Origin of the sequence: Bartonella sp. W8167 (genome assembly GCF_016100335.1) — a bacterium.
GTDB lineage: Bacteria > Pseudomonadota > Alphaproteobacteria > Rhizobiales > Rhizobiaceae > Bartonella > Bartonella apis.
Genome location: NZ_JACFSQ010000002.1, coordinates 332,051 through 347,181, shown reverse-complemented (window position 1 = coordinate 347,181; position 15,131 = coordinate 332,051). Strand labels below are relative to the sequence as shown.

Here is a 15,131-nt window from a genome sequence, read left to right as displayed (position 1 = left end):
TAATTTTACAAGTTTCCGGTTTCAGGAATCCTTTGCATGAGGCATCTCGAAATAGACTTTTCAAAGGATATTCCAAAATTGAAGCGGGCAGTTTCTTTTGCAAAATCTCCCACTTGACTCTGATTTATGTTCGATTCCATAATAGAACAAAACAAGAACATTGTTGCGAGTCTTTTATGCCGGATATAACCCAGTTACGTCGCCTTGTTGCCCGCATGGAAGGAAAACCTGTCGCTTTTTCTATGGATGACAATAGAAAGGGCAAGGGAAAACACGCTCTTCCTGAAGGCTATTTTTATCTCGGGCATGAAATTGCCGATTTCGAGGCTGGTCCATTTCCTTCTTATGCTTTGCATGAAGTTATTTCCGGGCCTGCTGCCATGAATAGTGCAACCGGTTTTTCTCTCGGCCTTCTCAAACGCAATGAAAAGGCAAACTGCCCTTTTATCTGGCTGGAAGAAGAAAGCACAGAAATAGAATATGGCATTCCTTATCCTGTCGGTATTTCTGCTTTCGGGCTTGATCCGGCGCGATTTATTCTGGTGCGTTGTCCAAAGGCTGAAGATGTTTTGAAAGCGGCTGATGATGCATTGGCAACGTCTCGTGTCGGCGGTTTGTTGTTGAGCCTTTCGGGGGCCTGTCGGGCACTTGATTTTACAGCCACCCGACGTTTGCATCTGGCAGCAGAAAAAGCACATTCGCCGGTTGTTCTGGTGCTTGGCAAAGAAGCTTTGAAAAACAGCAACGCTGCCACACGTTGGCAAATCAAAGCAGCACCTTCTGAAAGTTCGGGTGCAAAAGCACCGGGATTAACAAATTATGATGTCACACTTTTGCGAAATAGAACCGGATATACCGGACATTGGCTGATGCAATGGAACATCCATGACCAGATTTTTACAAAACCCCAAGAAATACGGCATACACGACCGGCTCTATCTGGCACTCGCTTTTCTTCGCCTGCCGATAGACCGTCTGAAGACGGTTTTGCCGCCTGAAAAAACGCCGGATTTCACAAAACCTTTTGCTGTGGTCGGCCGTTCTGTACACGGACTTAGGCTCGTTCATATTAATGAGGCGGCTACACATGCCGGCCTTTATCCGGGGCTTTCTCTGGTTCATGCACGCAGCCTTTGTGAACGAATAGAAACGATTAATGAAGCAGAAGAAGCCGACAAGGACTATCTTCAATATCTCGCCCGTAATGCCGGACGGTTTACCCCGCTTGTTGCCTATAGCCTTCCCTTTGGTCTGATACTTGATGTAACAGGCTGCGATCATCTTTTCGGGGGGCCACAAAAAATGCTCGAAAAAGTGACCGCTTATTATAAGGGGCTTGGGCTTGAGACACTCTCGGCACTGACAATAACACCCGCAGCCGCACGGGCTTTTGCCCGTTTTGGCGTCAACCGTTTTGTCACAAAAGAAGATTTTGTTTTAACACTGGATCGGCTGAAATTACCGGCACTTGAAGCAAAGCCGGATGTCCAACTGGCACTTCGCCGTGCCGGCTTTCATTGTCTGAAAGATATTCAGGCGGTTTCACCAAAAGCACTGGCTGCGCGCTTTGGCGAGGTTTTGCCTGCCCGCCTTGATGCGCTTTATGGAAAAAGACAGGAACCGCTTTCATTCATAAATCCACCCCCGTCCCTTTATTTGTCATTACGATTGGAAGAGCCATTGATTGATGTAACAATGGTTGAAAAACAGTTTTTTGTTCTGGCAAAAGAATTTTTCAAGCGTCTGACGAAACTCGGTCTTGGATGTCTGATGGTAAACATCATTCTTTATCGGGTTGATGGGCATATTGACCGGATAGGCATCGAGACCGGTCGCCCTTTGAGCGACCCTAAACAATTTCTGTCGCTTCTTGAGGAACGGTTGAAAAGCTTGAAAACGCCGCTTGATGCGGGATACGGTTATGACACATTGGCTCTTTCGGTAAGTCGTTCCGCTCCCCTTCGCACCGTTCAGACCGGACTTGTCAATGACGATCTGGAACCGGCAGAAATCGGGCAACTGGTTGATCGGCTTTCAACCCGTTTGGGGGCAGATCATGTTCTGGTGGCTGGTACAAGAGAAAGTCATATTCCCGAATATGCAGCGTTTTGGGGGATAGCACAGCGTCATAAACCGCATACCGAAGCTTTGAAAGTTTTGGATGCGCAACTGAAGGCACAAGGATTTTCTCCTCTTCGCCCCAATCCTCCAGAACGCCCTATCAGGCTTTTTTGCCCGCCACAGCCTATTGATGTCATTGCCGCTTTGCCGGATGATCCGCCAGCTTCTTTTCGCTGGCGACGGGTTATCCATAAAATTCGCCTTGCCGAAGGGCCTGAACGCATCAGCGCCGAATGGTGGAAACATTCGAGCCCCGATCGTGATTATTATCGCGTGGAAGATGAAAATGGCGAACGTTTCTGGCTATTCCGTTATGGAGAATATCCGCAAACAAAATGGTTTTTACATGGTTTATTCGCCTGAAATCTTTCAGCTTCCAGAAATTTTTAAGGCAAGTTTACGCATTATGCGTTGGTTTTTGTTCTCTACCAGAAAGTTCGGTTTTGTGAAGAAGATGTCTTTTCGTCGGGCAAAAAAATCTTTTGGCCAAGAAACGACCAGACAAAATAAGGCGTCAGCATGTTTGCATTGTCTGTAAGAAGCAATTTTTCGTTTTTAAAAGGAGCTTCCCATCCCGAAGAGTTGGTTGGCGAGGCGGCGCGCCTTCACTATGCCGGCATCGGTATTGCCGATGAAAACACATTGGCCGGTGTGGTTCGCGGTTTTGCCATGGCACGGGAAGTTTTGAAACTAGACCATTCTTTCCGCTATCTTGTCGGGTGCCGGCTGGTGTTTTCGGATAAAACGCCGGATCTTGTTGTTTATCCACGTGACAGAAAAGCTTATGGCATGTTGTGCCGGATGTTAAGCGAAGGAAAAGCAAGATCCGGCGAAAAAGGAGCCTGCCAATTAAAGTTTGAAGATTTTTTGTTTCGTGCGCGCGGTTTCCAGATCATTGTCACAGATGGCGAAAAACTGGAAGACACGTTGAAAAACTTGCAACAAGTGGCAAAGGGGCAAGTCTTTCTTGGTTTGCCGATGAATTTTACCGGCAAAGATGCCCGTTATGGCGAATATCTGGCAAGAATGGCCAAAAACTTTAACGTCGGTCTCATTGCTGCTGCCGATATTCTCTATCACAGTGAAGAAAGGCGCATTTTACAAGATATTTTAACAGCAATCCGCCTTCATAAAACAATTGACGAAGCCGGATTTGCGCTTGAAGCCAATAGCGAGAAATATCTGAAGCCGGTGAAAGAAATAGAACGGCTTTATCGAAATTTTTCCGGTGTCATCAAAGCGCAACAGGATTTTGTAGTCCCCATTTCCTTTTCACTTGATGACCTTTCCTATTCCTATCCGGACGAACCGGTGCCTGCCGGTAAAACGCCCCAATCCTATCTGGAAGAATTGACCTGGAAAGGCATGGCTGAAAGGTTTCCAAAAACAGCTTATGAGAGTGTAAAACCGCTTCTGGAAAAAGAATTGAAGCTTATCAAGAAGCTTCGCTATGCTCCCTATTTTCTGACTGTTTATGACATTGTCAGTTTTGCAAAATCACAAGGCATTCTTTGTCAGGGGCGCGGTTCGGCTGCCAATTCGGCGGTATGTTTCTGTTTGGGCATCACCAATGTCAATCCGCAACAGATTGATCTGTTGTTCGAGCGTTTTATTTCCGAAGAGCGTAACGAGCCACCCGATATCGATGTCGATTTCGAGCATGAGCGGCGCGAAGAAGTGATGCAATATATCTATCGTCGTTATGGTCGTCATAGAGCTGCAATTGTTGCAACGGTTATCTGTTATCGCAGTCGCAGTGCCATTCGCGATGTCGGCAAAGCTTTGGGCTTGAGCGAAGATATTATAGGTGCAATTGCCTCGACTGTCTGGGGCACATCCGGCAAGAAAGTGAGCGATGAGGAGATTGCTCAAAGAGGACTCGACCCGACAAACCGGATGATTGGTTTGACATTACGTCTTGCTCATGAATTGGTTGGCTTTCCAAGGCATTTGTCACAGCATGTCGGCGGTTTTGTTTTGACTGAGCAAAGGCTTGATGAAACCGTGCCGATCGGCCCTGCTGCCATGAAAGACCGCAGCTTTATCGAGTGGGATAAAGATGATATCGACACTGTCAAATTGATGAAAGTCGATATTTTGTCTTTGGGCATGTTGACCTTGATCCGCAAAGCTTTTGATCTTTTGAAACGTCATAAAAATATCAACCATGGCTTGCATGATGTGCCGCGGGAAGACGAGCGCGTCTATAAAATGTTGTCAAAAGGCGATTCGATCGGAGTTTTTCAGGTTGAAAGCCGGGCACAAATGAACATGTTGCCGCGATTGAAACCGAAACAATTCTATGATCTGGTCATTGAAGTGGCTATTGTCCGCCCAGGCCCGATACAAGGCGATATGGTGCACCCGTATTTGCGCCGTCGCAACCATATGGAAAAAGTGGTTTATCCTTCACCTTCACCACAATTCGGTCCACCTGACGAATTGCAACGTGTTCTGGGAAAAACATTGGGTGTTCCGCTTTTTCAGGAACAAGCAATGCGCATTGCCATAGAAGCCGCCAAATTTACTCCCGATGAAGCCAATCTTTTACGCCGTGCCATGGCAACGTTCCGGCGGGTTGGAACCATTCATACCATGCGGGCAAAAATGGTCGAGGGAATGGTGAGACGAGGCTACAAGCGCGATTTTGCTGAAAATTGTTTCAAGCAGATTGAAGGTTTCGGTGAATATGGTTTTCCTGAAAGCCATGCTGCAAGCTTTGCCCATCTTGTTTATGTTTCGGCTTGGCTCAAATGTCATCATCCGGAAATTTTCGCGACTGCTCTTCTTAATTCCCAACCTATGGGGTTTTATGCTCCCGCCCAGATTATTCGGGATGCCCGCAATCATGGTGTGGAGGTTTTGCCAGTCGATGTCAATTATAGTCATTATGACCATCGTCTGGAAAAAAACGGCAACGGTTTTTCCTTGCGATTGGGGTTTCGTCAAATCAACGGTTTTTCCATTGAATGGGGAAAAAGAATCGAACTTCAACAGGCTGAAGGGCCGTTTTTTTCGATTGAAGAATTGCATCGTCGGGTGGTGTTACCAAAACGCGCCTTCGAGCTTCTTGCCGATGCCGATTGTTTCTTAAGTATCAATAAAGAGCGGCGTTCGGCTTTGTGGGCGGTGCGCCGTTTGCCCGATCATGGAAACTTGCCATTGTTCGCGGCAGCACAACAATCCGATCTTGGTGAGGAAGACCCGCTTATTTTTACGCCAATGAAATTGAGCGAACATGTTATTACCGATTATGAAACAACGCGCTTGTCGCTAAAAGCCCATCCGTTGAGTTTTTTGCGAAACGATCTTATGAAAAAGGGTGTGCTTACCTGTCATGAAGCAATGGAAATTGCAGGAGGCTCTACGGCAACAATTGCCGGTATTGTTACAGTCCGGCAAAAGCCCGGCAGTGCCAAGGGCGTGGTCTTTTTGACAATGGAAGATGAAAGCGGCATTGCCAATATTGTTGTCTGGCCAAAAATAATGTTACGCTTTCGCCGCGAGGTCATGGGAGGAAAGCTCCTATTGATAACAGGTAAAATACAACGGGATTCTTCCGGTGTTACCCATCTTGTTGCCTCCCATATAGAAGATAGAAGTATGGACATTATCAATTTGAGCGAAATTCCCGAACATTTTGCAGCGATTGAAAGTGAACCTGTTGCCCGCCACCCCCGTCAGTTCCGTGCTCTGCCGAAATCTCGCGATTTTCATTGAAACTTTTGTCCAACCAGTCTTCGATAATGCTACTGTCTTTATATCTGCGAAATATCTGCGAAATTTTGATATTTGCGAAATTTCGCTCCTGCTTTTTGCAGGATCGAAAGAAAACCATCGTCATGACTTGAATAGGTGAAAGTCCGTCCATCGGTTAATCTTCAATTCTCTGGTTTGTTTCATGATGTGATAATGAATAAAAATGTAATTTTTTCATATTATAAATAAATATTTTATATAATATTTTTAATTTTTTATTAATTATTATAATTATAAATAAATTTGTTTTATGTATTTAAAATTTTATTAATATATAATTATTTTTATTTGTAGTGAAATTTAATTTGTTTAATAATTTTATTATAGGTTAATTATCTTTTCAGGTAAAATCGGAATACCGCGAATTTATATAAATGTGGTTACATAAATCCGGTTTTCTTCCAAGGATTATAGTGGCATTGGTGTGAATTATGATGCAGGCAATTTTCTGTTTCTGATCGAAACATTCAAAAACTCGCGCAGGCACTAAAAACACTTCTTTCTTTAAATTTTATTTGTTCCCTGAAAAATTCAGGAAGATTGTTATGATGTTTTAAAACGGATGAATGTATAATGGCACAGACCATCATAGGCACAAATGATAGTCTTTTACTTCATCAATATTTCAGGCAACATATTCAGTAATATTGGCAACATTTCAGAAAATAATTCAGGCCACGGCTGCAAGTCGCTCGTTTCCCAAACGATAGGAAACCGCTTCGGCAAGATGGCGTTTGGTAAGATGCGTCTCCCCCTCAAGATCGGCAATAGTACGAGCAACTTTCAGGATACGATGGTAAGCGCGTGCTGAAAGGCGCATTTTTTCGCTTATCGTTTGTAATAATATTGTTGCGGCACCATCAAGAACAGCAACTTTTTCGATCAGATTTGCAGGACAATCGCCATTGGTCCGGATTTGGGGCATTCCCAGTTCTGCATATCTTTTAGCCTGTATATCTCGTGCTTTTCTAACGCGCTCGGCGACAACACGGCTTGGTTCGGCTTCCGCCGGTTTGATAAGATCAAGTGCCGATAAAGCCGGCACATCAATACGCAAATCTATGCGGTCGAGTAATGGTCCGGAAATGCGTGCCTGATAGTCGGTCTGGCATTTTGGACCTTTTGCACAAACATGACCAGGTTCACCTGCCATGCCACAACGACAAGGGTTCATAGCGGCTACAAGTTGGATACGCGCAGGATAACTGACATGCCGGTTGGCACGCGCAACAACGCATTCCCCGCTTTCAAGCGGTTGACGCAAGGAATCGAGAACTTGCGGCGAAAATTCCGGAAATTCATCAAGAAACAAAACGCCATTATGAGCAAGCGAAACTTCTCCCGGATGTGCCTTGATACCGCCACCGACCATTGCAGCCATAGATGCCGAATGGTGGGGCGCGCGGAAAGGTCGATGAATGGAAACAGAACCATTCGTTGTTTCACCGGCAATCGAAGCAATAAGCGAAACGTCGAGAAGTTCGCGTGCATCAAGAGGTGGCAATATGGATGGCAAACGCTCGGCCAGCATGGATTTTCCGGCTCCGGGCGGACCTACAAACAGAAGATTATGGCGTCCGGCTGCGGCAACCTCTAGCGCACGTTTGGCTGCACTTTGTCCCTTGATGTCGGCAAGATCGGGCAGATTATCCTGAATAATATATTGGCGGGGTTGCGGAGACGATAAAAATTGGGAACCTTTGAAATGATTGACCAGTGCAAGCAAACTTGAAGGAGCCAAAATCTTTATGTCTGAACCTGCCCAAGCAGCTTCCGGTCCGCATTTTTCCGGACAAATTAGTCCTTTGCCGGAAGCAACAGCAGTCATAGCTGCGGGTAAGACGCCACTTACAGGTGCGATTGAACCATCAAGTGCCAATTCGCCGAGAACAACATATTCCTGTTCGACTTCTGTCGGAAGAAGCCCCATTGCAACCATGAGCCCGACAGCAATCGGCAAATCATAATGGGAACCTTCCTTGGGTAAATCAGCGGGAGCAAGATTGACGGTAATCCGTTTGACCGGCATGGATAATCCACAGGCATGAAGTGCTGCCTGCACACGCTCACGACTTTCGGCAACTGCCTTGTCGGCGAGGCCGACAATGGACATTCCCATTTTACCATTGGCAATCATAACCTGTACATCGACGGGTAAAGCCTCGATGCCGGAAAAGGCAACAGTCGTAATACGTGCAACCATTTGTCTTGTTCTCACCTGCGTTGTGTCAAAATGAAACAATCATTTTTTCGGGTGAAAATCAAGAACATTTCAAGAACATCCGCTAAAAATATGTATGTTGTCATGATATAACAAAAATGATCGCTTAACACTTCCTTGACGAAAATGAAGCAAAATCATGGTTGTCGGTGTATGAATAAGAAGTAGCCTATGTTAACGCATGGGCGAGAGAAGTTTTTAGAACAGTGCCTTTTGTTTAATCTGATGAGATAAACTGTGGGTTCGGCTTTCAAGGGCGCTATATTCGAATTGATTAAACGGGTAAATTCAAGAGTCTGACGGTCAAGAGTTAAGTGTTTTGGTGATATCGGGTAAAAAATCGACGTTGAAAGCAGGAAGCGCTCTTGTCGCTATCATAGCCTGTTTTGCGTTCGCTTTTTCTTATCCACAGGAAGCAAGTGCTTTTGATCTCTTTGGTATCCATTTATGGGGTAAAAAAGATCAGAATGATAAAAACGCCGATGTTATTGGTGTTCCAAAACATTATAAGGTCAAAGTTGTCGCCGCCGAGGGTGCTCCGCAAGCAGGCGTAAAAATTGTCAAAGCAGCTTCTTCGCTTGTTGAAGACGATGATAAGCCCGCCTCCGGCTCTGCCGGTCTTCTTGCCAAAGCGCGTGGTGATTACAGGAAAATTTTGGCCGCTCTTTATGCCGAAGGCTATTATGGCGGTACGATCAGTATTCAAGTCAATGGTGCGGAGGCAGCCAATATTCGACCCGATGCGGAATTGCCTGATCAATCCGATATTGTCATTACAATCGATACCGGTCCGCAATACCATTTCGGCGTTGCCAGTGTTCATGACCTGGCGCCAAAAACCGATGACAAGAAGGATAAGGTTCCTCTTCCTGCCGATTCGGGCTATGCAACTGGTGATGTTGCCAAATCCGGCTCTGTCTTCAAGGCAGAACAGCTTGCCATCGAGGGGTGGCGTCAACAAGGCTATGCCAAGGCAAGCGTAAAAAACCGTGAAGTTGTAGCCGATCACGCCACTCGCACTGTCGATTCCAATATAGAAGTTCAGCCCGGTCAAAAGGCACATTACGGTCCGTTAACAGTTAAAAATGTCAGCGACAAGCCGCGGATGGATTCAGCCTATGTCGCATGGATGACCGGATTGAAAGAAGGGCAGGAATATGACCCCGACGATATTGCCAAAGCCAATAAAAGGTTGGCACGACTTGATGTATTTCGTGCTGCCAATGTAAGGGAAGCCGACAAGATCAAGGCGGACGGCAGTTTACCGCTTAATCTTACAGTTCAGGAACGTCCGCTTCATCGTTTTGGTGTTGGCGGTAGCTATTCGACACTTGATGGCGCGGGGCTTGAAGCTTACTGGATGCACCGCGACCTTTTCGGTCATGCGGAACGCTTGCGATTTGACGCAAAGATTACCGGTATTGGCGGCAGTCAGGATGACTCGTATAACCCGAAAAACTTCGGCTATCTTTTGGGAACCACTTTCACTCGCCCGGGTGTCATTACGCCCGACACCGATTTTGTTGCAAGTCTCAAAGGGCAACGTGAGGTTCTGGATAATTATACCACCACAGGCATTACCGGACAGTTGGGTTTAACACATATATTTACCGATGAGCTCTCAGGGCGGATTTATTTCAATGCTGCCCAGACAAAGTCGGAAGATGATTATTTTGGCAACCGCGATTTTACGCCGGTCGGGTTTTTGGGTGGATTATTATATGATAGCCGCGACAATAAATCCGATCCGAAACACGGACTTTATGGTGAAGCTGTTCTGGAGCCGATTTACGAAATTCATTATGGAAACTTTATCGGCAAGATGACATTGGAAGGCCGTTCCTATTTTTCGCTTGATGCAAAAGATCGCTATGTCATTGCAACGCGGGCAAAGATCGGTTCGATTACTGGTCCGGAAGCGCGCGAAATCCCCTCCGATATGCTATTCTTTGCCGGTGGCGGTGGTTCGGTGCGTGGCTATGGCTATCGCAATATCGGTATCAGAACCGATACCGGTGATACAATTGGTGGTCGTTCGCTCGTCGAGGGGTCGGCAGAATTGCGCACAATGGTGACCAATACAATCGGTCTCGTCGGTTTTGTCGATGCCGGTGTTGTCGGCGCTGATTCCACACCCGATTTTTCGGAAAACACCAAAGTGGGTGCCGGTATCGGTCTTCGTTATATGACAGGGCTTGGGCCATTGCGGTTTGATGTGGCAGCACCTCTTGATGGTGCAGTGGGCGACCCTGATTTAGGTTTTTATATCGGCATAGGGCAGGCGTTCTGATGATGAAAAATTTTTCACTTTCAGCTTTGATGACCGCGTTGTTCCTGATCTTTGCAGGCTTGACGGCGGGTTTCGCCGAGACTTCTTTGCCCTCCGGTCATGATACGGCTGCGGCTGAAAAATCATGGGTTTTGTCATTCATCGAAAGCAAGATTTCCTCACCCAACCGGCAAATCCGTTTTACCGGTATTGAAGGAGCTTTATCGTCGAACGCCACGATCGGCTCGATTACGGTTGCCGATCGACAAGGCATCTGGCTCAAAATCACCAATGCCAAGCTTGACTGGAATCGTTTGGCACTATTACGCGGACAAGTGTCCATTAACGAATTGTCAGCCGAGAAGATTGATATTTTCAGGAAACCTTTGCCTGATTCTTCTGCGCCAAGCCCACAGTCGAAAGGCTTTTCTATACCGGACTTGCCAGTTGCAATACGCATCAAATCACTTGATGCAAAGAAAGTTGCTTTTGGAGAGGCGCTTTTCGGCCTTCCTTCCGAAGTGTCGTTGAATGGCGGCATAACTCTTGCCGATGGCGATCTTGCAGCGCGACTTGTCATGAAACGGTTGGATAAAGCCGGTGATTTTGATGTATTGGCCGATATCTCGAACAGCACCAATAAGGCAAAAATTGATATCGAAGTCTCGGAGCCGGAAAACGGCATTGTTGCCAATCTGTTAACAATAAAAAATCGTCCTTCGCTCGCTTTGATTGCAAAAGGCGAAGGACCACTTGATAATTTCGAGCTCGGTCTTGCGATGAAAGCTGGTGCCGATCCCGTATTGAATGGCAAATTCAAGCTTCAGGGCACAGAAAACGGAAAATCGATAAATGTTAACCTGTCGGGGCCGATTGTTCTTTTGATGCCGGACGAATATCGGGCGTTTTTCGGGGCAAGAACGGAGCTTGAGCTTGATGCGTTACTCAAACACGGCGGCGGCTTTCGTCTTGACAAATTTTCGATCAATGGTGATGGCGTTCATATAGCTGCAAATGCAGAAACATTGTCGGACGGTTTTTTACGCCGTTTGGCGGTAAAAGCATCGGTCAAAGCGCAAACAGGTGGTTCGCTTATTTTGCCGGTTGCAGGCGGTAATACGCGTGCTGACGATATCGCGCTTAATATCGATTATGGACGCAATGATAGCCCGATGTGGAGTGGCCAATTTATCGTCAACAATTTCGCAAACGAAAATTTCATTGCCCACGATATAACCGTCGATATGGGCGGGGACGAGGAAAACCTTGATGACGTCAATAATCGTCATGTCGGGTTGCAGATTACCGGTACTATTAACGGCATGGCAACGCCGAAGAGCAAGATTTCGGATGCCTTGGGAAAATCGGTCAATTTGAAAGTCGATGCCGATATTCTTGCCCATCAGCCGGTTACTATACGCACTGTCAATCTTTCCGCTAACGGCCTTGCTTTGTGGCTGAAGGGGCAAGTTGAAAAGCTTGAATTCAAAGGAAATCTCGGCATTCAAGCCGATACATTGGAACCTTTGGCAATGTTGAGCGGAAAACCGCTTTCGGGGGCAGCCGATATTGAGGCAAATGGTATCATTGGCCTTGTCGGTGGTTCTTTCGATCTTGATCTTTCCGGGAAAACTGTCGCTTTGAAAACCGGCAATGAGACTTTGGATCGTTTACTGGCGGGCGATGTAAAATTATCAGGCGGAATAAAACGCGACGAAAACGGGATCACAACGCGTGACCTGTTGATCGGTAACGATCATATCAAGCTTGAAGCCAATGGCAGTTTCTCGAGTGATGAAGCCGATATGGACTATCAGCTTGCGCTTTCCGACCTTAATCTCGTCAACTCCCGTATGCATGGGGCCGTTCAGTTGCAGGGCGCCGCTCGCGGCCACAACCGTCTTGTTGCCTTAAGTCTTGGCGCAAAGATAAAAGAAGCGACTTTGTCGGGTCAGAAAATGCAGGATACGGCAATTTTTGCCAATGCCGTTCTTGATAACACCTCTCCTGTCGCCACCTATTTGAGCGGTTCGGTAAACGGTACCGGCCTTTTTGGCGGTGAAAAACTGAAACTAAGCGGAAGTTTTTCCGATAATGACCGGTTCAAAAGTCTGAACAATCTCGACATTCTCGTCGGCGAAACGCATGTGAACGGCGATCTGAAGCAAAATCGGAAAGGGCTGATTGACGGCAATATCCATATTGATGCACGCGATATTTCAACATTGAGTGCGCTTTTGCTCACCGACGGACATGGCGCTATGACGGGTGACTTTAATTTAAGCGAAAGTGAAGGAAAACAGAGCGGTCGTCTGAAAGCCCACGTCGACAAACTGGTTTTTGGCGAAAATCATGTTGAAAGCCTTGATATGAATTTGACGCTCGATGACCCGAAAGGCGCTTTCCGTGTCAATGGCTTTGTCAATGCTTCGGATATTCGTGTTGCCAATTTTGTCGTTAATACAATTAAAGCGACAGCAAAAGATATGGATGGGAAAACCGCCTTCCAGGTTTCGGCAGATGTCCAGAATAATATCAAGGCCGATCTTGCCGGTCGCTTGATCTACCCTGCAGCAAACGGGGATAACGGGCAAAACGGGCAAGGGGATAATCGGCGGCTAACTGTCGCGCTCGATTCCTTGAATGTCGCTCAGGATACATTGCATGCAAAGCTTTTAAATCCGGCTTCTGTGATCTTGTTTGATAATAGCTATCACATTTCACCTTTGATATTGGATGTGAATGGCGGGAAATTTTCGATTAAAGGCGATGGCGGGGCGAAACTCGATTTAGAGTTGCAAATGGATCATTTGCCCGTTTCACTTGCCAATCTGATAAAACCGGATCTTCGTGCAACCGGTACTTTAACCGGTCAAGCCGATATAAAAGGAACGCCGGATAAACCTGATGTTGCCTTTGATGTTAAAGGCGAAGGTCTGTCGATCGGCCTTCTCAAAGATAAAAAGATCGCACCTTTTGCACTTGATGCAAAGGGCAGAACCAATGGCAAATCGGTCAATATTGATACCAGAATTTCCGGTTCCGGCCTTGATGTTGAAGCCAGTGGCAAAGTACCGCTGGATGCAGGAAATCTTGATCTTGACATCGATTTGAAAAATTTGCCCGTTGCTCTCGCAAATGGTTTTGTATCCAATCAGAATCTTGGAGGAACGGTTTCCGGTCACGCTCATATTGGCGGACAATTGAAAGCACCGACGGCAACACTCAATCTTTCAGGCCAGAGCTTGAGAGCCGATTTGTTGGCAAAAAATGGCCTTACGCCAATCAGTTTGAATGCTGAGGCGCATTATGAAAATAATGTTCTTAATCTTGAACAATTCAACGCCAACGGGCCGCAAGGACTTAATATGTCGGCGAATGGTCGCATCCCGGTCAAAGGCGACGGTATCGATCTTCACGTCAAAGGCTCGGCACCTATGGGGATTGCCAACCAGTTCCTCGCTGAACGTGGAGCGCAAGTTTCCGGCTCGGCAAATGTTGATGCAACCGTTAGAGGTTCCTTCATAAAGCCGGAGCTTAATGGTCATTTAGCTCTTTCAAATGGCACATTCATTGACCCGCAAAGCAATTTGCGGCTGAACAATATTGTGGTTGATGCCGGTTTGAGTGGCGAGCGCATTGTGCTCAACCGTGCTAACGCTTCATCATCTGCTGGAGGAACAATTTCTGCAAATGGTTCTATCTCGACAGATTTTGCTGCCGGCATGCCCGCCGATATGACTGTTCGCCTCAATCATACACGTTATAGCGATGGAGAGATGGTTGTTGCGACGGTTGATGGCACTTTAACAGTCACAGGTGGGCTGTTGAATAATCCGGTGATTGGCGGTGATTTAACAATCGAGAAGGCAGAAATTACCGTTCCGGATCGTTTCGGAGGGGCTGCTCTTATTGATGTCAAACATAAACATCTTACAAAAGATATCGAAACAACGCTTGAACGCGCAAAAATCGATACCGGCAAAAACAGAGTTGCAACGGCTCCGGCAAAACCTTCCGTTGTTCAGCTAAAACTGCATATTCGTGCACCGAACCAGATTTTTGTTCGCGGCATGGGGCTTGATGTCGAATTGGGTGGCGAAATCGGTTTGTTCGGGCCGGTGAATGAAATTCATCCTGTCGGCGGTTTCCAGATGTTGCGTGGCCGGTTTGAAATTCTTTCTCAACGCCTTACCTTCACCGAAGGAACGGTAACACTTGTCGGTAATCTCAATCCTGAAGTCAATTTTGTTGCGACCACGCAAGGAAGCGATATTACGGTTACGGTAACTGTTAGCGGTACGATCAATGCATTGAGTGTTTCATTTACTTCGGTACCTGTTCTGCCTCAGGACGAAGTTCTCGCCCGTTTGATTTTCAATCGTTCAATCAGCGAACTCTCACCATTCCAGATTGCGCAGCTTGCTTCTGCAGCTGCGGAACTTGCCGGTGTTACCAATACGTCGCTTCTCGGTTCATTACGCTCGACCACCGGTCTTGATGATCTTGATGTTGTGACAGATAAACAGGGAAATACCGGTGTTAAAGCGGGTCGCTATATTCGCGATAATATCTACCTCGGTGTCGAAGCTGGCTCTGGTGGCAATACAAAGGGAACAGTCAATCTCGATATTTCCAAAAACTTGAAAGCCAAAGGCGCACTTGGCGCACAAGGTGACTCAAGTGTTGGTGTTTTCTATGAAAAAGATTATTAAAACGAGGAATATTGTTTTTGCCGGAAATCACCTTCCGGCGTTCATT

6 protein-coding genes are annotated in these 15,131 nt (G+C 46.5%); 5 read left to right on the top strand and 1 reads right to left on the bottom strand.

The window, feature by feature from the left end:
• The first annotated feature begins 176 nt into the window (after window positions 1-176).
• The 3 genes from H3V12_RS08155 (at window position 177) to H3V12_RS08145 (ending at window position 5,841) form a co-directional block, all read left to right on the top strand.
• Entirely contained in the window at window positions 177-998 is an 822-nt protein-coding gene (locus tag H3V12_RS08155) for a hypothetical protein (RefSeq protein WP_075869596.1), read from the top strand.
• Window positions 886-2,484 (top strand): DNA polymerase Y family protein, encoded by a 1,599-nt coding sequence (locus H3V12_RS08150; protein ID WP_198214269.1) that lies wholly within the window; start codon window positions 886-888, stop codon window positions 2,482-2,484. The genes H3V12_RS08155 and H3V12_RS08150 overlap by 113 nt, the downstream gene beginning before the upstream one ends.
• A gap of 156 nt (window positions 2,485-2,640) precedes the next feature.
• Window positions 2,641-5,841 (top strand): error-prone DNA polymerase, encoded by a 3,201-nt coding sequence (locus H3V12_RS08145; protein WP_198214268.1) that lies wholly within the window; start codon window positions 2,641-2,643, stop codon window positions 5,839-5,841.
• A 709-nt stretch (window positions 5,842-6,550) separates the two neighbouring features.
• Here H3V12_RS08145 and H3V12_RS08140 read toward each other — a convergent pair.
• Window positions 6,551-8,083, bottom strand: a complete 1,533-nt coding sequence (locus H3V12_RS08140; protein ID WP_198214267.1) for a YifB family Mg chelatase-like AAA ATPase — start codon at window positions 8,081-8,083, stop codon at window positions 6,551-6,553.
• 340 nt (window positions 8,084-8,423) lie between these two features.
• Here H3V12_RS08140 and H3V12_RS08135 point away from each other — a divergent pair, with 340 nt between their 5' ends.
• Both H3V12_RS08135 and H3V12_RS08130 read left to right on the top strand, forming a co-directional pair.
• Complete coding sequence (locus H3V12_RS08135) at window positions 8,424-10,391, top strand: autotransporter assembly complex family protein (protein ID WP_343211731.1); 1,968 nt, start codon at window positions 8,424-8,426, stop codon at window positions 10,389-10,391.
• On the top strand, window positions 10,391-15,085 hold the full coding sequence (locus H3V12_RS08130) for a translocation/assembly module TamB domain-containing protein (protein WP_198214266.1): 4,695 nt from the start codon (window positions 10,391-10,393) through the stop codon (window positions 15,083-15,085). Before H3V12_RS08135 ends, H3V12_RS08130 begins: the two co-directional genes overlap by 1 nt.
• Window positions 15,086-15,131: the final 46 nt, after the last annotated feature.

Coding starts and splice junctions, on each gene's coding strand:
- H3V12_RS08150 (WP_198214269.1), top strand. CDS start 886: ATGACCAGATTTTTACAAAACCCCAAGAAATACGGCATACACGACCGG.
- H3V12_RS08155 (WP_075869596.1), top strand. CDS start 177: ATGCCGGATATAACCCAGTTACGTCGCCTTGTTGCCCGCATGGAAGGA.
- H3V12_RS08145 (WP_198214268.1), top strand. CDS start 2,641: ATGTTTGCATTGTCTGTAAGAAGCAATTTTTCGTTTTTAAAAGGAGCT.
- H3V12_RS08130 (WP_198214266.1), top strand. CDS start 10,391: ATGATGAAAAATTTTTCACTTTCAGCTTTGATGACCGCGTTGTTCCTG.
- H3V12_RS08140 (WP_198214267.1), bottom strand. CDS start 8,083: ATGGTTGCACGTATTACGACTGTTGCCTTTTCCGGCATCGAGGCTTTA.